Origin of the sequence: Streptomyces sp. NPDC058534, assembly GCF_042717365.1 — a bacterium.
Taxonomy (GTDB): Bacteria; Actinomycetota; Actinomycetes; order Streptomycetales; family Streptomycetaceae; genus Streptomyces.
In genome coordinates, this window is the sequence record NZ_JBHXNW010000040.1 from 27,973 (window position 1) to 44,383 (window position 16,411).

A 16,411-nucleotide genomic window follows, 5' to 3' on the forward strand; every position below is an offset into this window, starting at 1 on the left:
GGGTGCGGCCCTACCTTGCTTAAAAGCGGCCTCACATAACGCCCCGCCGCCGGCCCATCCCGTAGGGCGAATTCCCCCAAGTGAAACCGCCGCCCCGTACACGCCCCCTTGCCGGTGGACCCGATGGGTCGGGTCACATCATGTCTTCGATTTCCGCGGCGATCGGGTCGGCGTCGGTGCCGATGACGACCTGGATGGCGGTGCCCATCTTGACGACGCCGTGGGCGCCCGCGGCCTTCAGGGCGGCTTCGTTGACCAGTGCGGGGTCGTTGACCTCGGTGCGGAGGCGGGTGATGCAGCCCTCGATCTCGTCGATGTTGTCGATGCCGCCGAGGCCGGCGACGATCTTCTCAGCCTTGCTGGCCATGTTCCTTCTCCCTGATCCGAACCGCTTTGTCGCAGTAACCCACAGTTGGCCCATCTTCGCGAGCCACCCGTGCGGTGGGTACCGAATGATGGCGTCACGGCGACGCAGCCGTCTGCCAACTGGTCTACACCAGTGTACCGGCGACCGGATGGAGACCGGATGAGTGCCGACAGCGCGGTCAGTCCCGCTCGCGCCCGTTGGAACAAGGCGTTCCAGGGCCTGCAGAAGATGGGACGCAGTCTTCAGTTGCCCATCGCGGTCCTGCCCGCCGCCGGCATTCTCAACCGGCTCGGGCAGCCGGACGTCTTCGGGGACGACGGTCTCGGCTGGTCGAACGTCTCGAAGGTGATGACCGGCGCGGGCGGCGCGCTGCTCGACGGTTCGCTGGGGCTGCCGCTGCTGTTCTGTGTGGGCGTGGCCATCGGGATGGCGAGGAAGGCGGACGGTTCGACGGCGCTGGCTGCGGTGGCGGGGTTCCTCGTCTACTTCAACGTGCTGCGGCAGTTCCCGGTGGACTGTCCGGAGGGGTCGGAGGTCGTCCCGCAGATCGGGTGCCGGCTGACGGACGGGTCGGAGACGGTGACGGCGTTGACCTTCCAGAATCCGGGGGTCTTCGGCGGCATCGTGATGGGGCTGCTGACGGCCTACTTCTGGCAGCGCTTTCACCGTACGAAGCTGGTGGACTGGCTCGGCTTCTTCAACGGGCGCCGGCTGGTGCCGATCATCATGGCGTTCGTGGCGATCGCGTTCGCGGCGCTGTGTCTGTGGGTGTGGCCGCCGATCGGTGACGCGCTGGAGAGTTTCAGTGACTGGCTGAACGGACTGGGCGCGTGGGGTTCGGGCATCTTCGGGGTCGCGAACCGGGCGTTGCTGGTGATCGGCCTGCACCAGTTCCTGAACGTGCCGATGTGGTTCCAGTTCGGCTCGTACACGAAGCCGGACGGCACGGTGGTGCACGGTGACGTCAACATGTTCCTGGCGGGTGATCCGACCGCGGGCCAGTTCACCACGGGCTTCTTCCCGATCATGATGTTCGCGCTGCCGGCGGCGGCGCTGGCGATCACGCACTGCGCGAAGCCGCACCGGCGCAAGGAGGTCGGGGGTCTGATGCTGTCGGTGGCGCTGACGTCGTTCGTGACGGGGATCACGGAGCCGCTGGAGTACTCGTTCCTCTTCATCGCGCCGCTGCTGTACGCGGTGCACGCGGTGCTGACGGGTGTGTCGATGGCGGTGACGTGGGCGCTGGGCGTCAAGGACGGGTTCAGCTTCTCGGCGGGGCTGATCGACTACGTCATCAACTGGAACCTGGCGACCAGGCCGTGGCTGATCATCCCGATCGGGCTGTGCTTCGCCGTGGTGTATTACGTGGTCTTCCGGTTCGCGATCACAAAGTTCGACCTGAAGACCCCGGGGCGGGAGCCGGAGGACGAGGTGGAGGACGTCACGAAGGTGTAGACCTCACGCACCCTCACGTACCCTTTGCACATGGTCTCTCGAAGGCCCTCGGACTGCCGTCCGGGGGCCTTCGGCGCGCCCTCGTACGCGTCTGAGCTGGGGTCTTGATCCGGCACTGCGCGTAGCACTCCGATCGCGGAATCGCGGGTTCCTTACGCGGCCTTCATCGTGTACAACAGGTCTACACCACTGAGTGGTGTAGACCACCACCCGATGGAGGAAGTATGAGCACCGCCACTGACAAGGCGGCCCCCGCAAAGAAGCGGGGATCTGGTCTTTTCCAGGGTCTGCAGAAGGTCGGCCGCAGCCTGCAGCTCCCGATCGCCGTGCTGCCGGCGGCGGGCATCATGGTCCGGCTCGGCCAGGACGACATCTTCGGCAAGGACGGCCTCGGCTGGGACCGGGTCGCCGCGGTCTTCAACAACGCCGGCGGTGCCCTGACCGGATCGCTGCCGATCCTGTTCTGCATCGGCGTGGCCATCGGGTTCGCCAAGAAGGCGGACGGCTCAACGGCCCTGGCCGCGGTGGTCGGCTTCCTCGTCTACAGCAAGGTCCTGGAGGCGTTCCCGGTCACCGAGGCGGTGGTCAAGAAGGGCGAGGACGTCGCGGCGACGTACAACGACCCGGGTGTCCTCGGCGGCATCATCATGGGTCTGCTCGCCGCCGTGCTGTGGCAGCGGTTCCACCGCACCAGGCTGGTGGACTGGCTCGGCTTCTTCAACGGGCGCCGGCTGGTGCCGATCATCATGGCGTTCGTCGGCATCGTGGTCGGTGTCTTCTTCGGTCTGGTCTGGGAGCCCATCGGCACCGGCATCTCCAACTTCGGCGAGTGGATGACGGGTCTCGGCGCGGGTGGCGCGGCCCTGTTCGGCGGCGTGAACCGGGCGCTGATCCCGGTCGGCATGCACCAGTTCGTGAACACGGTGGCCTGGTTCCAGCTCGGCGATTTCACCAACTCCGCCGGTGAGGTCGTGCACGGCGACATCACGCGCTTCCTGGCCGGTGACCCGTCCGCCGGCATCTTCCAGTCGGGCTTCTTCCCGATCATGATGTTCGGTCTGCCGGCCGCCGCGATCGCCATCGCGCACACCGCGCGCCCGGAGCGCCGCAAGGCCGTCCTCGGCATGATGGTCTCGCTCGCGCTGACCTCGTTCGTCACGGGTGTGACCGAGCCGATCGAGTTCTCGTTCATGTTCATCGCGCCGGTCCTGTACGTGCTGCACGCGGTGCTCACCGCGATATCCATGGCGGTCACCTGGGGCCTGGGTGTGCACGCGGGCTTCAACTTCTCGGCCGGTGCCATCGACTACGCCCTGAACTGGCACCTGGCGACCAAGCCATGGCTGATCATCCCGATCGGTCTGGTTTTCGCGGCGATCTACTACGTGACGTTCCGTTTCGCGATCGTCAAGTTCGACCTGAAGACCCCGGGCCGCGAGCCCGAGGAGGAGGTCGAGGACCTCACGAAGGCGTGAGTCCCCGCCGTACGGCATGACGAAGGCCCCGGAAGGTTCCGGGGCCTTTTCGTACGTCCGCGGGCGGGGCTAGACCTCGTACACCGCGCCCGTCGCCGCGACCTCCACCGCCCCGTCGTAGACCTCGCGCGCGTCGGCCAGGTTGACCCGGGGGTCGGTCCACGGGGGGATGTGGGTGAGCACCAGGCGGCGGGCGCCGGCGCGGGCGGCGGTCTCGCCGGCCTCGCGGCCGTTGAGGTGCAGGTCGGGGATGTTCTCCTTGCCGTGCGTGAAGGCGGCTTCGCAGAGGAACAGGTCGGTGTCCCGGGCGAGTTCGTCCAGCGTGGCGGTGACGCCCGTGTCGCCGGAGTAGGTGAGCGAGCGGCCGCCGTGCTCGACGCGGATGGCGTAGGCCTCCACGGGGTGGGCGACCCGCTCGGTGTGCACGGTGAACGGGCCGACCTCGAACGTGGACGGCTTGACCGTGTGGAAGTCGAACACCTCGCTCATCGACGAGGCCGAGGGGGTGTCGCCGTAGGCGGTGGTGAGCCGGTGCTCGGTGCCCTCGGGTCCGTAGACCGGGAGGGGGCCGCAGCGGCCGCCGTCGTGCCGGTAGTAGCGCGCCACGAAGTAGGCGCACATGTCGATGCAGTGGTCGGAGTGCAGGTGGCTGAGGAAGATCGCGTCGAGGTCGTAGAGACCGCAGTGGCGCTGCAGCTCGCCGAGGGCACCGTTGCCCATGTCGAGAAGCAGCCGGAAGCCGTCGGCCTCGACGAGGTAGCTCGAGCAGGCCGATTCCGCGGACGGGAACGACCCCGAGCAGCCGACGACGGTGAGCTTCATGAAGCAGAAACCTCCGCTGGCGCGTGTGGAGAGACGGGGGTCGTGCGGTTCTTCGAGCGTAAGGCGCAAAACCCCGGGTCGCTCCTCCACCAGGGTGCGTTGTGGGCGAACTCACCTGCGGTGTCACCGGTTCGGCTGGAACCGGGGCGCGTGGGGGCATTGATGGGGCGCGCGCGGAGAGTGCGCGCCGGTACCGTCTCGGTATGCACACGTCCTGGTGGCTCGCCCTCGCGGCGGTGGTACTGCTCGCGCTCGTCGCCACGGTCGTCGACGGCTGGGGCCGGGGGCGGCGCCCGCCCCGGCCGGGCGGCAGCCGGCGGCCGCCGGGACGCCCCGCGGGTCCCCGGGCCCGGTCCACTCGTCCGCGGCCCGCGGAGATCTGGTGGGCGAACGTGCCGTACGAGGACACCGCCGGTGCCAAGGACCGGCCGTGCCTGGTGATCTCGGTGCGGGGGCGGCGGGTGCTGGTCGCGAAGATCACCACGCGGCACCGGGACGGGCGGTCCGGGGTGATCGCGTTGCCGCCGGGCTCGGTCGGGGACGCGCGGGGCCGGACGAGTTTCCTGGAGACCGACGAGCTGCGTGAGGTGCCCGTGGCTGACTTCCGGCGCCGGGTGGGTGTGGTGGACCCGGTCCTGTGGGACCAGGTCCGTCACCTCGCGCCGTAGAGCCTCAGCCGCCGGTCAGGCCCAGAGCTGGCCCTGGAGGGTCTCGATGGCCGCTTCGGTGGTGGCCGCCGTGTAGACGCCGGTGGAGAGGTACTTCCAGCCGCCGTCGGCGACGACGAACACGATGTCCGCGCTCTCGCCGGCCTTCACCGCCTTCTTGCCCACGCCGATCGCGGCGTGCAGCGCGGCGCCGGTGGAGACACCCGCGAAGATGCCCTCCTGCTGGAGGAGTTCCCGGGTGCGGGTGACCGCGTCGGCGGAGCCCACCGAGAAGCGGGAGGTGAGCACGGAGGCGTCGTACAGCTCGGGTACGAAGCCCTCGTCGAGGTTGCGCAGGCCGTACACGAGGTCGTCGTAGCGCGGCTCGGCGGCGACGATCTTGATGTCCGGCTTGTGCTCGCGCAGGTAGCGGCCGACGCCCATGAGGGTGCCGGTGGTGCCGAGGCCGGCCACGAAGTGGGTGACGGACGGGAGGTCGGCCAGGATCTCGGGACCGGTGCCGGCGTAGTGGGCGCCCGCGTTGTCCGGGTTGCCGTACTGGTAGAGCATCACCCAGTCCGGGTGCTCGGCGGAGAGTTCCTTCGCGACCCGTACGGCGGTGTTGGAGCCGCCCGCGGCCGGCGAGGAGATGATCTCCGCGCCCCACATGGCGAGCAGGTCCCGGCGCTCCTGCGAGGTGTTCTCGGGCATCACGCAGACGATGCGGTAGCCCTTGAGCCTGGCCGCCATGGCCAGGGAGATGCCGGTGTTCCCGCTGGTCGGCTCCAGGATGGTGCAGCCCGGGGTGAGGCGGCCGTCCTTCTCCGCCTGCTCGATCATGTGCAGCGCGGGGCGGTCCTTGATGGAGCCGGTCGGGTTGCGGTCCTCCAGCTTGGCCCAGATGCGGACGTCGTCGGACGGCGAGAGCCGCGGCAGGCACACCAGAGGGGTGTTGCCCACCGCCGCCAGCGGGGAGTCGTACCGCATCCCGATCAGGCCATACCGCCGGCGACGGCCGGCAGGATCGTGATGCTGTCGCCGTCGCTGAGCTTGGTGTCGATGCCGTCCAGGAAGCGGACGTCCTCGTCGTTCAGGTAGACGTTGACGAAACGGCGCAGCTGCTCGCCGTCCACAATGCGGGCCTGAATGCCCGGGTGCCGGGTCTCGAGGTCGGCGAAGAGCTTGGCGAGGGTGTCCCCGTTGCCCTCCACCGCCTTCTGACCGTCGGTGTACTGGCGGAGGATGGTCGGGATGCGGACCTCGATGGCCATGGCTGAGGGCTCCTGTCGGAAGTTCGTGGTGGGTTCGGAGGGCACGCGGCGGCACACGTCGGCGCGCCGCGGCGCACGGCCGGACAGCCGTACGGCGGCGGCGGAAGATCAACAGATGGCGCTGTTCAGCCTGCACAGGTCGACGTGCAGCCGCGCCACGAGCAGCGTGCCCGGCGCCTTGTCGCTCACGTCGAGAAGAACCATGGGCTCATCGTATCGATTCCCGGTCCGGCTTCCGGAGTGTGATATCGCATCGTGGACGGTTTTCGTCCGCCATGCGATATCAGTACGTCTCCACGACCTTGACCTCCTCCTCCGTGACCTCTCCCGCCACGATCCGGAACGAACGGAACTGGAAGTCACCGGCGCCGTCGGTGTCCGCCGTGGAGACCAGGACGTAGTGCGCGCCGGGCTCGCCCGCGTAGCTGAGGTCGGTGCGGGAGGGGTAGGCCTCGGTGGCGGTGTGCGAGTGGTAGATGACCGCCGGCTCCTCGTCGCGGTCGTCCATCTCGCGGTAGAGCTTGAGCAGGTCCTGCGAGTCGAACTCGTAGAACGTGGGCGAGCGGGCCGCGTTCAGCATCGGGATGAACCGCTCGGGGCGGCCCTCGCCCTCGGGACCGGCCACCACGCCGCACGCCTCGTCGGGGTGGTCCTCGCGCGCGTGGGCGACGATCTGGTCGTACAGGGCCTGGGTGATGGTCAGCATGCGGCCAGGATAAGCAGAAGGACCGATCCGTACCGAGGGGTGGTACGGACCGGCCCGTATGCCGGACATCCTGAGCGGTGGCCGTGCCGGGTGCCACGAGCACCCCGTGCGGCCGGACGTCCGCGATGCGCGCGAACGCGCTGGTCAGCCGATCTTCTCCAGGTCCGGCTCGCCGTGCCGCTCGGTGATCTGCGGGTTGCGGCTCTTGAGCACGGCCCAGCCGATGCCGAGGGCGGCGGCCCAGCCGGCCATCACGTACAGACAGACGCGGGCGTCTGCGTCGTAGGCGATGAGGCAGGTGACGAAGAGCAGGAAGGCGATGGCGATGTAGGAGCAGACCGAGCCGCCCGGGGCCGGGAAGGAGGAGGCGGGCAGGCGGCCCGCGACGACCTTGCGGCGGTACAGGACGTGACTGATCAGGATCATCAGCCAGGTCCAGATGCCGGCCGCGGTGGCGATGGAGGTGACGTAGCCGAAGGCCTTCTCCGGGACGGTGTAGTTCAGCACCACGCCGATGCCCATGAAGATCGCCGAGATGCCGACGCCCAGAGCCGGCGTCTTGGTCGACGACAGCCTGGTGAAGAACTTGGGGGCCTCGCCCTTGTCCGCGAGGTTGCGCAGCATGCGGCCCGTCGAGTACATGCCGGAGTTGCAGGACGACAGGGCGGCGGTGAGCACGACGAAGTTGACGATGCCGGCGCCGGCCGGGATGCCGATGACCGTGAACGCCTCCACGAAGGGGCTGACGCCCTCGGCGAACTGGGTCCACTTGACCACCGCCAGGATGACGGTGAGGGCGCCGACGTAGAAGAGCGCGATGCGACAGGGCAGGGTGTTGATCGCCTTGGGGAGGGTCTTCTCCGGGTTCTCGGACTCGCCTGCGGTGACGCCGACCAGCTCGACGGCGAGGTAGGCGAACATCACGCCCTGGAGGGTCATCAGGGAGGAGCCGATGCCCTTGGGGAAGAAGCCGTCGAAGGCCCACAGGTTGGAGACGGCGGCGGTGTCGCCGGCCTGGCTGAAGCCGAGGGTGAGCACGCCGATGCCGATCACGATCATGCCGATGATGGCGGTGACCTTGACCATCGAGAACCAGAACTCGATCTCGCCGAAGAGCTTCACCGAGATCAGGTTGGCCACGAACAGCAGCACCAGGAAGACCAGGGCCGACACCCATTGCGGGATTTGCGGGAACCAGTAGTTGATGTAGATGGCGGCGGCGGTGAGTTCCGCCATGCCGGTGACGATCCACATCAGCCAGTAGGTCCAGCCGGTGAAGTAACCGAAGAAGGGGCCGAGGAACTCGCGCGAGTACTCGGCGAAGGAGCCGGAGACGGGACGGTAGAGCAGGAGCTCGCCGAGCGCCCGCATGATGAAGAAGATGATCACGCCCGCGAGGGCGTACATGAGGATGATGCTGGGGCCGGCCTTGGCGATGTTCGCCCCGGCGCCCAGGAAGAGACCGACGCCGATGGCGCCGCCGATCGCGATCATCTGGACCTGGCGGCTGTTGAGTCCGCGCTCGTAGCCCTCTTCCGGTGCCTTCTCCGTGTCGACCTGCGCAGAGGTCATGTGTGATGCGCCTTTCTCCATGCCGATCCGGACCTTTGGTCGGTCTCGGATCGGGTCGCGATCCCCCCGGATGATGGAGCTGAGCGGGCCTCACGTCCCGCTCGGTGCCTGGCCGGCGGTCGCCGGCTCGGTGGCGCACCCGGACGAACATTCGGGTGGTGTTCGCCGGGCGGTCGTGAAGATTTACCACGACGGCGGCGTAGATCACAGGGGCGCTCTGTGACGTGTCACACAGGTAGAAGCGGACAAAAGGCACCCCGGGGGTGCAAAAAAGGGCGCGGCTTTGACTCGATCGTTATCCGGATTTGAGGCTCCGCTGAGCGGACACGGAGGGTGACCGAACCAGCGCGTTCAGGGCATAAGGGTCGCGACGAGCGACTCCTGGAGCCCGCCGAGCCAGAGATACGCCATCACCATCGGCTTGCGCGGGTCCTCGTCCGGGAGCCGGTAGAGCAGGTCGGTGTCGTCCTCGTCGGCGATCTCCAGCCGGGAGCCGATCGCGAGACGCAGGTCGTTCAGGGCGCCCAGCCACTGCCGGGACTCCTGCGCCGACAGCTTCAGCACCGCCGCGTCCTTGCCGGCCGACCGGGACGTCACGGCGTCCAGCGCGCGGATCACGGCGAGCGCGGTCTCCCGCTTGGCGGCCCGCAGGTCGTTCTCGGTGTACCGGCGGAACTCGGCGGACGACGCCCGCTGCTCCTCGGCCTCCCGGGCCTGCGGGGCGCCCTCCGGGTCGCCGTAGGCGTCCGGGAACAGGCGGCGCAGCACCGGGTCGGCCGGCGGCTCGCTCGGGCCCTCGGCGAACAGCTCGGCGAGCGGGTCGTCGGAGGCGCCCTCGGCGGGGCCGGGGCCGACCAGCTCCAGGAGCTGTACGGCCAGCGAGCGGATGATGGAGATCTCGACGTCGTCGAGGGCGACGGCCGCGCCGCCGCCGGGGAGCGGTTCGAACTGTCCTGACATGGCGGCGATTCAGCTACTTCCGTCCTGCGGGCGGGCGTGGGTCATTTCCGGTCCTGCTGGAGGGTGGCCCACAGGCCGTAGCCGTGCATGGCCTGGACGTCCCGCTCCATCTCCTCGCGCGAGCCGGCGGAGACGACCGCCCGGCCCTTGTGGTGGACATCCATCATCAGCTTGGTGGCCTTGTCCTTGGAGTAGCCAAAGTACGACTGGAAGACGTACGTCACGTAGCTCATGAGGTTGACGGGGTCGTTGTGCACGATCGTCACCCAGGGCACGTCGGGTTCGGGTACGGCGAAGACCTCCTCCGCCGATTCGGTCTTCTCGATCTCCATGGGTGCGGCTGCCGTCACAGGGCCCATGCTGCCACCACAGGGGGGCACCCGCACAAACGGGGCCTGTGGCCGGCGCCACCCGAACAGAAATCGTCAGAGTGACGAAATGGGGGTACGATCCGGCGTATGAACACAGCGGACCTTGGGCTGCCGGTCGACGTTCCGTCCACGGCGCTCTTCACCGACCAGTACGAGCTGACCATGCTGCGGGCCGCCCTGAAGGCGGGCACGGCCGGGCGGCGGAGCGTGTTCGAGGTCTTCACCCGCCGGCTGCCGGACGGGCGCCGCTACGGCGTCGTGGCGGGCACCGGGCGGGTTCTGGACGCGGTGGAGAACTTCCGCTTCGACGCGGACGTCCTGCGCTTCCTGCGCGAGAAGGACATCGTCGACGAGCAGACGCTGGACTGGCTCGCCCAGTACCGCTTCAGCGGCGACATCTGGGGCTACCCCGAGGGCGAGGTGTACTTCCCGGGCTCGCCGATCATGCGGGTCGAGGGGAGCTTCGGCGAGTGCGTGCTCCTGGAGACGGTGATCCTCTCCATCCTGAACCACGACTCGGCGATCGCCGCCGCCGCCTCCCGGATGTCCTCGGCCGCCGGGGACCGCCCGCTGATCGAGATGGGCGCCCGCCGCACCCACGAGCTGGCCGCGGTCGCCGCCGCCCGCTCCGCCTACGTCGGCGGCTTCGCCACCACCTCCGACCTGGCCGCCGGCTTCCGCTACAACATCCCCACCGTCGGCACCTCGGCGCACGCCTTCACCCTGCTGCACGACAACGAGCGCGACGCCTTCCGGGCCCAGGTCGACGCCCTCGGCCGGGACACCACGCTCCTCGTGGACACCTACGACGTCGCCGAGGCCGTCCGTACGGCCGTGGAGGTGGCCGGGCCCGAGCTGGGCGCCGTGCGGATCGACTCCGGCGACCTGCTGCTGGTCGCGCACCGGGTGCGGCAGCAGCTGGACGAGCTGGGCGCCACCCGGACGAAGATCGTCGTGACCTCGGACCTGGACGAGTACGCCATCGCCTCGCTGGCGGCGGCGCCCGTGGACGCGTACGGCGTCGGCACCCAGCTGGTGACCGGGTCCGGGCACCCGACGGCCTCGATGGTCTACAAGCTGGTCGCCCGCGAGTCCGGCGGCGCCGGCGACGGCGCGCCGCTGGTGCCGGTGGCCAAGAAGTCCACCGGCGGCAAGACGTCGATCGGCGGACGCAAGTGGGCCGCCCGGCGACTGGACGCCGACGGCCACGCGGAGGCCGAGGTGATCGGCACCGGGCCGGTGCCCGCGGACCTCGCCGGCCGGCAGCTCCTGGTCGAGCTGGTCAAGGGCGGTGAGGTCGTCGCCCGCGAGCCGCTGGACGCCGCCCGGGACCGGCACACGGCCGCGCGCGCCGGCCTTCCGCTGTCCGCTACGCAGCTCTCCCGAGGGGAACCCGTCATTCCGACGGAGTACGCGCACGAGGGCTCGGGTAACTAAAGCTGGTGCGGCCCGTCAGGCGCCCGCACCACCCGTCCACCGCTTCCGTCCGTCCCCCACATCCCCACCCGCCCCCCACCGACCCCACAATCGACCCAGTCGAAGGACACCGACCATGCGCCGCGCCTTGATCGTCGTAGACGTGCAGAACGACTTCTGCGAGGGGGGCAGCCTCGCGGTGTCCGGCGGTGCCGACGTGGCCGCCGCCATCACCGAGCTGATCGGGCAGGCGCCCGCCGGCTACCGCCACGTCGTGGCCACCCGCGACCACCACATCGCGCCGGGCGGCCACTTCGCCGACAACCCCGACTACGTCCACTCCTGGCCGGCGCACTGCGTCGCCGGCACCGAGGGGGTCGGCTTCCATCCGAACTTCGCGCCGGCCGTCGCCTCCGGCGCCATAGACGCCGTCTTCGACAAGGGGGCGTACTCGGCGGCCTACAGCGGCTTCGAGGGCGCCGACGAGAACGGCACGACGCTCGCCGAGTGGCTGCGGACCCGGGAGATCGACGAGGTCGACGTGGTGGGCATCGCCACCGACCACTGCGTGCGGGCCACCGCCCTGGACGCCGCCCGCGAGGGCTTCCGCACCCAGGTGCTGCTCGACCTGACCGCCGGGGTGGCCCGGGCGAGCACCGAGCGGGCGCTGGAGGAGCTGCTGGGGGCGGGCGTGGAGCTGTCCGGGAAGCCGGTCGTCCAGTAGTCCGCCCCGGTCACGGCCTCGGTCCGGACCGTGACGCGCCCAGGCTCTACGTCTGGGCCGTCGGGCGTCTGAGCAGGGCGCGGATCGGATGCCACAGCTCCTGGACCAGGTCCGGGCCGCCCGCCACCCCGGCGACCGGCGCCGTGCGCCATATCAGGCCGTCCGGGTGGTGCAGGACCGCGGTGACCTCGTCCGGGGTCGGCGGGGCCGCGTTGCCCCGCAGGTAGACCGCGCGCAGCCCCAGGTTGCGCAGCCTGGTCAGGGCGCGCGCCCGGTTGCGGGCGTGGACGAGAAAGCGCACGCTGCCCTCCGGTCCGGCGGGGCTGGGCAGGTTCAGTGCCACCACCACCGTGCCGTTCGGCAGCTTGCAGAAGCCTCCTGCGGCCATGCGGTCATACCCCCCTGTCAGCCGGTGTCGGGCCGGGCGTCGGTCCGGGCGTCGAGCCCGGTGTCAATAAGAGAACCACAGGACGCACCTAAACACGGATCGGCGGTGACCCGCCAGGGGGTCACCGCCGAACACGCTCTGACCTGCGCAGATGCTATTTACCTGCCTGCGGGGCCGACTTCCAGCTCGATCGTCGAGCCGTTCTTGGCCTCCTTGAGGATCTTGATCTTCGTGTTGGTGTCAGTGATCTTGACGCCGCCGGTGGGGTTCGCCGGGTCGTAGTAGTCGCTCTTGCGGTCGTTGAAGACCGAGACGCCCTTCGAGCCCGGGATGTACTTCGCGGTGTCCGCCTGGTGCAGCGTCATGCCGTCCGTGCGGTAGCGGCTGAACGGCGAGTCGTACGCCTGGATGCGGTTGCGCATCAGGGTGCCGTCCTTCCACTTCAGCGCGGTCGGGTGCGAGTCGACCGGCAGGACCAGGCCGGAGCCCGGGTGCTGGCTGGTGTTGTTGTCCGCCTGGGAGGTGTCCCACTTCCAGATCAGCAGGCCGTTCTGGTACGCGTAGTGCTCCACCCAGTTCGGGCGCTCCGAGAAGCCGAAGTTGTACGGGCCGGTCTTCAGCGTCTTGTCGTACGACACGTACTGCCGGTTCTCGGCGATGTAGTACTGCGCGTAGTCCTTGGTGAAGGACGCGCCCTTGCGGGTGAAGCCGTCGGCCGTCCACGCGGCGTCCGCGGACTCGGCGTTGTCGGTGAAGAGCGCCTCCCCGTCGGCCGTCACCGTGATCGCGTCGGCCGCGAAGCCCTTCTGGGCCACGCCGCCGTCGGTCTGGTAGCGGAAGCGGAGGTCGATCTTCTTGCCGGCGTAGGCGTCCAGCGGGTAGGCCAGCTTGCCGTAGGCGTCGACCGTGCCGTGCAGGGCCGGCTTGTCGGCGGCGTCGCGCGGGATCGGCTGGCCGTCGAACGTGCCGTCGACGGCGGTCCAGTTGGCGCCGCCGTCGGTGGACACCTCGGTGTAGAGGTAGTCGTAGTTGGCCTCGATGTCGTACCAGCCGTCCAGGGTGAGGGCGGCGGACGACTTGCCGGTGAGGTCGACACTGCGGCTCAGCGTGTTCTTGAGGTTGTCACCGCTGCCGCTCCACCACTGGGTCTTGCCCTCGGCGGGAGTGACGATCTCGGTGGTGACCGCCTTCTTCGGCAGCTCGACGACCAGGCCCTGCTTGTGCTTGGTGTTGTACTCGGCCAGGCCCAGCTTGTGCCAGGAGTTGACGCCCGCCTTGGCGGTGTCGTAGGTCAGCCAGCCCAGCTGGAGCTTGTCCCAGGCGTTCATGTCGCCGGGCAGGTCGCCGATCTCCCTGCGGCCGGTGCCCAGCCACGAGCCGGACGACATCAGCGTCCAGAAGCCGGTGGAGTTGTCGCCGCCGGCGGTGTCGTAGTGGTCCGGCAGACCGAGGTCGTGGCCGTACTCGTGGGCGTAGACGCCGAGTCCGCCGTTCTCCGGCTGGACCGTGTAGTCGCCGACCCAGACGCCGGTGGAGCCGATCTGCGAGCCGCCGAGCTTGTTCTGCTCGGGGCCGGTGGCGCCGGCGTCGGTGCCGAAGGCGTACCAGCGGTGCGCCCAGATCGCGTCGGTGCCCTGGGCGCCGCCGCCCGCGGACTCGTCCTCGCCCGCGTGCACGACCTGGAAGTGGTCGATGTAGCCGTCGGGCTCGTTGAAGTCGCCGTCGCCGTCGAAGTCGTAGCGGTCCCACTCGTCGAAGCGGGCGGCGTCCGCCTTGATCTGGGCGTCGGTGCGGCCGGCCGCCTTCTGCTGCTCGACCCAGGCGTTCAGGCCGTCGCTGACGACGTTCCACACGCTCGGGCAGTTGGTGTCGCCGCAGGCGTTGTTGCCGTAGCGCGCCTCGTTGTAGGGGACCTTGACCCAGTCGGAGACTTCGCCCTCGACCGAGTAGCGGCCCGAGGACTGCTTCTCGTAGTACGTCTTGACCGAGTCGACGCCCTTGCCGGAACCGAAGTACAGGTCCTGGAAGTGCTGCTGGTCGTAGTCCTCCTGCCAGGCGGTGGAGTTGTCCGTCTTGCGGTCCGGCTTGGCTATCTGGTTGTGCAGCGGGCCTGCGTCGCCGCCGTAGCGGCTGTCGACCTTGTCGCCGAACTCGACCAGGATGGTGAAGATCTTGTCGGTCTTCTCCCGGCCCAGCTCGACGTACTTGCTGTCGCCCTTCTTGCTCTTGAGCTGGACGACGTTGGAGCCGTCCTTCTTCTTCACCGAGGTCTTGCCGGATATGACCTGGTTCAGGGCCTCCTCACGCTGAGCGGCCTGCGTGTCGCTCATCGGGCCCTTGAGGTCGTGGGAGTCCACGCCCTTCTCCGGGTGCGGGTCTTGGCGGTCCACGGCCGCGGGCCGGGCCGGCGAGTCCGCCTGGGCCACGCCGGCCGCGGAAAGCGTGGCGGTGGCCGCGGCGAGTGCGACGGTGGTCGCCGCCGTTCTGAACGTCCAGGATCTGCTGGTCACTTGAGTTCCTCCCCCGCGTTCACGCGCGCGGATGGGGGGACAAGGACAGAGCAAAGTCCGCGCACACGTGCTCAACGCGTGTAGTCAAGTGACGACATTTGACTAGAGGTTCACCAGAAAAGACAGACCTTGACTTGAGCAGAACAAGTGCACTATGCGGAGTCGTCGTTCGTTTTGCGGACACCGGATCGTGACCGACGAGGCCGCCGGCACCTCCGACGGGCGCGCGGCGCCGTCCACTTCCCGGACGCCATGAATCCGTGCGCCCCCCGTGCATCGGCCATGTCGGTCAGGCCGTGCTTACTGCTGGTTCCACTCGGGCACACAGCGGGTTAGAGTCGCTTGGCGGAACGCCCGGAAGCCGGCGGACAGCCAGGCCGACACAGCCCGTCTCACCCCCAAGATCGTCTTCCGAGGACACGATGGCCATGCCCCGTCCGACTGCCGCACAGTTCGCCTACGGTTCGTGCACCGTGATCTTCTCGACACTCGCCATGCTGCTGCTGTCACGGACGAGTTCGGGTCCCGGAGTCGCCGTCATCGCCGTCGCGGCGCTCGCCCTCGGGCTGCTGGTCGCCATGACGGTCCCCCAGCCCAGGACGCGCACCGTGTCCCCCGTGGCGGCCCGCGGGCCCGCCGCGAGCCGGGCGCCGGTGCCGGCGGCCCGGATCTCCGCGGGGGCGGGCGAGTCGGCGCGCGGACGCGCCGCATAGCCTCCGCCGGCCGGGCCGTCAGCGGGGCGGTCAGCCGGTGCTGACCACGACCGTCTTGGCGGCCTTGTCGTGCAGGCCCTGCTTGTAGGGCCGGTCGAAGAAGCTCCAGCCGCCCGCGATGACCGTCCAGACGCAGGCACAGCAGAACGCGAACGGGATCCACAGCACCAGGGCACGGATCAGCGACGTCTGCACCGAGGGCGTCGCTCCGTTGTCCAGGTTGGCCACCCGCATCCCGAGCCACTTCTTGCCCAGGGTCTGGCCCATCCTGCTGATCAGGAAGGTGTCGTAGCCGATGTAGAGCACGGCGGCGATCACGGACTGCCAGAGGGAGTTGCCGACCTCGATGTCCTCGCCGTCCACCGTGTACTCCTGGACGTTGAAGGCCCAGCTGAGCAGCCAGACCACGATGCCCACGAGGATCATGTCGATGATCCGGGCGAGCGTGCGGCGGCCGCTGTCGGCGAGCGGGGGCATCCCGGCGAGCGGGTCGCCCGGGGCGCCACCGCCACCGTACGGGTCACCGCCGTAGGGGCCACCGCCGCCGGGGGGTGGGGCGCCGTAGGGGCCGCCTCCGCCGGGGGGCGGCGCATCGTACGGGCCGCCGCCGCCGGGGGGCGGGGTGCCGCCTGGGGGTGGGGTGCCGCCTGGGGGTGGGGTGCCGTACGGGCCTCCCTCGCCGGACCCGGGCTCCGGGCCCGGTCCGGGGGACGGAGGACGTTTCCTGAACGGGTCGTCTTCCGGCGGCTGCCCGCCGGATCCGGGGGGCGGTTCGCTGCTCATGTCCCGAGTCGAACTCGGACTCTCTTTCCTCGCATCCGGCGAGCGGCCGTCCGGAGTAGCGAGGGTGCCTGGTCCGACGCCATCGGGGGAGGTGGCCAGGGGTTCGTCGGCGGGTGCGGGTGCATTGTGGTTGCTCGCGCCCACGCGGCGGAGCCGCATATTCAGTACAGCCCCGGGGGCGCCGGGGGGGGGGCGGGGGGCGGCACGACCAACAGCGGGCGGGGGGGGCGC

General features: G+C 69.5%; 18 protein-coding genes. 6 read left to right on the forward strand and 12 right to left on the reverse strand.

Features of this window, described 5'->3' with window-relative positions; genetic code table 11:
• Positions 1 to 133 precede the first annotated feature (133 nt).
• A complete protein-coding gene (locus ACFWR9_RS23915) occupies positions 134 to 367 on the reverse strand; it encodes a glucose PTS transporter subunit EIIB (RefSeq protein WP_003975905.1) in 234 nt (77 codons plus the stop codon).
• Between the two features lie 159 nt (positions 368 to 526).
• On the opposite strand from ACFWR9_RS23915, the gene ACFWR9_RS23920 reads away from it, so the two are divergent.
• On the forward strand, positions 527 to 1,822 hold the full coding sequence (locus ACFWR9_RS23920) for a PTS transporter subunit EIIC (RefSeq protein WP_383845501.1): 1,296 nt from the start codon (positions 527 to 529) through the stop codon (positions 1,820 to 1,822).
• A 224-nt stretch (positions 1,823 to 2,046) separates the two neighbouring features.
• Entirely contained in the window at positions 2,047 to 3,297 is a 1,251-nt protein-coding gene (locus tag ACFWR9_RS23925) for a PTS transporter subunit EIIC (RefSeq protein WP_383845503.1), read from the forward strand.
• Positions 3,298 to 3,366: 69 nt separating this feature from the next.
• Here ACFWR9_RS23925 and ACFWR9_RS23930 read toward each other — a convergent pair whose 3' ends face one another.
• Positions 3,367 to 4,119, reverse strand: coding sequence for an MBL fold metallo-hydrolase (locus tag ACFWR9_RS23930; protein ID WP_383845505.1), 753 nt, complete (start codon positions 4,117 to 4,119; stop codon positions 3,367 to 3,369).
• A 203-nt stretch (positions 4,120 to 4,322) separates the two neighbouring features.
• Here ACFWR9_RS23930 and ACFWR9_RS23935 point away from each other — a divergent pair, with 203 nt between their 5' ends.
• On the forward strand, positions 4,323 to 4,787 hold the full coding sequence (locus tag ACFWR9_RS23935; protein ID WP_383845507.1) for a type II toxin-antitoxin system PemK/MazF family toxin: 465 nt from the start codon (positions 4,323 to 4,325) through the stop codon (positions 4,785 to 4,787).
• Positions 4,788 to 4,802: 15 nt separating this feature from the next.
• On the opposite strand, the gene ACFWR9_RS23940 is transcribed toward ACFWR9_RS23935, so the two are convergent.
• From ACFWR9_RS23940 to clpS, 7 genes are all read right to left on the reverse strand, one after another.
• Positions 4,803 to 5,753: a PLP-dependent cysteine synthase family protein gene (locus ACFWR9_RS23940; RefSeq protein ID WP_383845509.1), complete on the reverse strand. Its 951-nt coding sequence runs from the start codon at positions 5,751 to 5,753 to the stop codon at positions 4,803 to 4,805.
• A 5-nt stretch (positions 5,754 to 5,758) separates the two neighbouring features.
• On the reverse strand, positions 5,759 to 6,037 hold the full coding sequence (locus tag ACFWR9_RS23945; RefSeq protein ID WP_383845511.1) for a MoaD/ThiS family protein: 279 nt from the start codon (positions 6,035 to 6,037) through the stop codon (positions 5,759 to 5,761).
• A 108-nt stretch (positions 6,038 to 6,145) separates the two neighbouring features.
• Positions 6,146 to 6,241, reverse strand: a complete 96-nt coding sequence (locus ACFWR9_RS23950; RefSeq protein ID WP_019065921.1) for a putative leader peptide — start codon at positions 6,239 to 6,241, stop codon at positions 6,146 to 6,148.
• Positions 6,242 to 6,320: 79 nt separating this feature from the next.
• Positions 6,321 to 6,743 (reverse strand): Mov34/MPN/PAD-1 family protein, encoded by a 423-nt coding sequence (locus ACFWR9_RS23955; RefSeq protein WP_383845513.1) that lies wholly within the window; start codon positions 6,741 to 6,743, stop codon positions 6,321 to 6,323.
• Between the two features lie 144 nt (positions 6,744 to 6,887).
• Positions 6,888 to 8,315 carry an amino acid permease gene (locus ACFWR9_RS23960; RefSeq protein ID WP_383845515.1) on the reverse strand — a complete coding sequence of 476 codons (1,428 nt, stop codon included), beginning with the start codon at positions 8,313 to 8,315 and terminating at the stop codon, positions 6,888 to 6,890.
• 351 nt (positions 8,316 to 8,666) lie between these two features.
• Positions 8,667 to 9,275: a DUF2017 domain-containing protein gene (locus ACFWR9_RS23965; RefSeq protein ID WP_383845517.1), complete on the reverse strand. Its 609-nt coding sequence runs from the start codon at positions 9,273 to 9,275 to the stop codon at positions 8,667 to 8,669.
• Positions 9,276 to 9,316: 41 nt separating this feature from the next.
• Positions 9,317 to 9,634: an ATP-dependent Clp protease adapter ClpS gene (gene clpS / locus ACFWR9_RS23970; protein WP_122619849.1), complete on the reverse strand. Its 318-nt coding sequence runs from the start codon at positions 9,632 to 9,634 to the stop codon at positions 9,317 to 9,319.
• Positions 9,635 to 9,733: 99 nt separating this feature from the next.
• Here clpS and ACFWR9_RS23975 point away from each other — a divergent pair, with 99 nt between their 5' ends.
• Positions 9,734 to 11,083 (forward strand): nicotinate phosphoribosyltransferase, encoded by a 1,350-nt coding sequence (locus tag ACFWR9_RS23975; protein WP_383845519.1) that lies wholly within the window; start codon positions 9,734 to 9,736, stop codon positions 11,081 to 11,083.
• Positions 11,084 to 11,198: 115 nt separating this feature from the next.
• Positions 11,199 to 11,786 carry a nicotinamidase gene (locus ACFWR9_RS23980; protein ID WP_383845521.1) on the forward strand — a complete coding sequence of 196 codons (588 nt, stop codon included), beginning with the start codon at positions 11,199 to 11,201 and terminating at the stop codon, positions 11,784 to 11,786.
• 46 nt (positions 11,787 to 11,832) lie between these two features.
• On the opposite strand, the gene ACFWR9_RS23985 is transcribed toward ACFWR9_RS23980, so the two are convergent.
• Both ACFWR9_RS23985 and ACFWR9_RS23990 read right to left on the reverse strand, forming a co-directional pair.
• On the reverse strand, positions 11,833 to 12,174 hold the full coding sequence (locus tag ACFWR9_RS23985; protein ID WP_383845523.1) for a hypothetical protein: 342 nt from the start codon (positions 12,172 to 12,174) through the stop codon (positions 11,833 to 11,835).
• Positions 12,175 to 12,332: 158 nt separating this feature from the next.
• Positions 12,333 to 14,684, reverse strand: a complete 2,352-nt coding sequence (locus tag ACFWR9_RS23990; RefSeq protein ID WP_383845524.1) for an immune inhibitor A domain-containing protein — start codon at positions 14,682 to 14,684, stop codon at positions 12,333 to 12,335.
• A 422-nt stretch (positions 14,685 to 15,106) separates the two neighbouring features.
• Between ACFWR9_RS23990 and ACFWR9_RS23995 the strand changes: the two genes are divergently transcribed.
• Complete coding sequence (locus ACFWR9_RS23995; RefSeq protein WP_383845526.1) at positions 15,107 to 15,397, forward strand: hypothetical protein; 291 nt, start codon at positions 15,107 to 15,109, stop codon at positions 15,395 to 15,397.
• A 30-nt stretch (positions 15,398 to 15,427) separates the two neighbouring features.
• Here ACFWR9_RS23995 and ACFWR9_RS24000 read toward each other — a convergent pair whose 3' ends face one another.
• Positions 15,428 to 16,180 carry an RDD family protein gene (locus tag ACFWR9_RS24000; protein WP_383845528.1) on the reverse strand — a complete coding sequence of 251 codons (753 nt, stop codon included), beginning with the start codon at positions 16,178 to 16,180 and terminating at the stop codon, positions 15,428 to 15,430.
• Positions 16,181 to 16,411 lie beyond the last annotated feature (231 nt).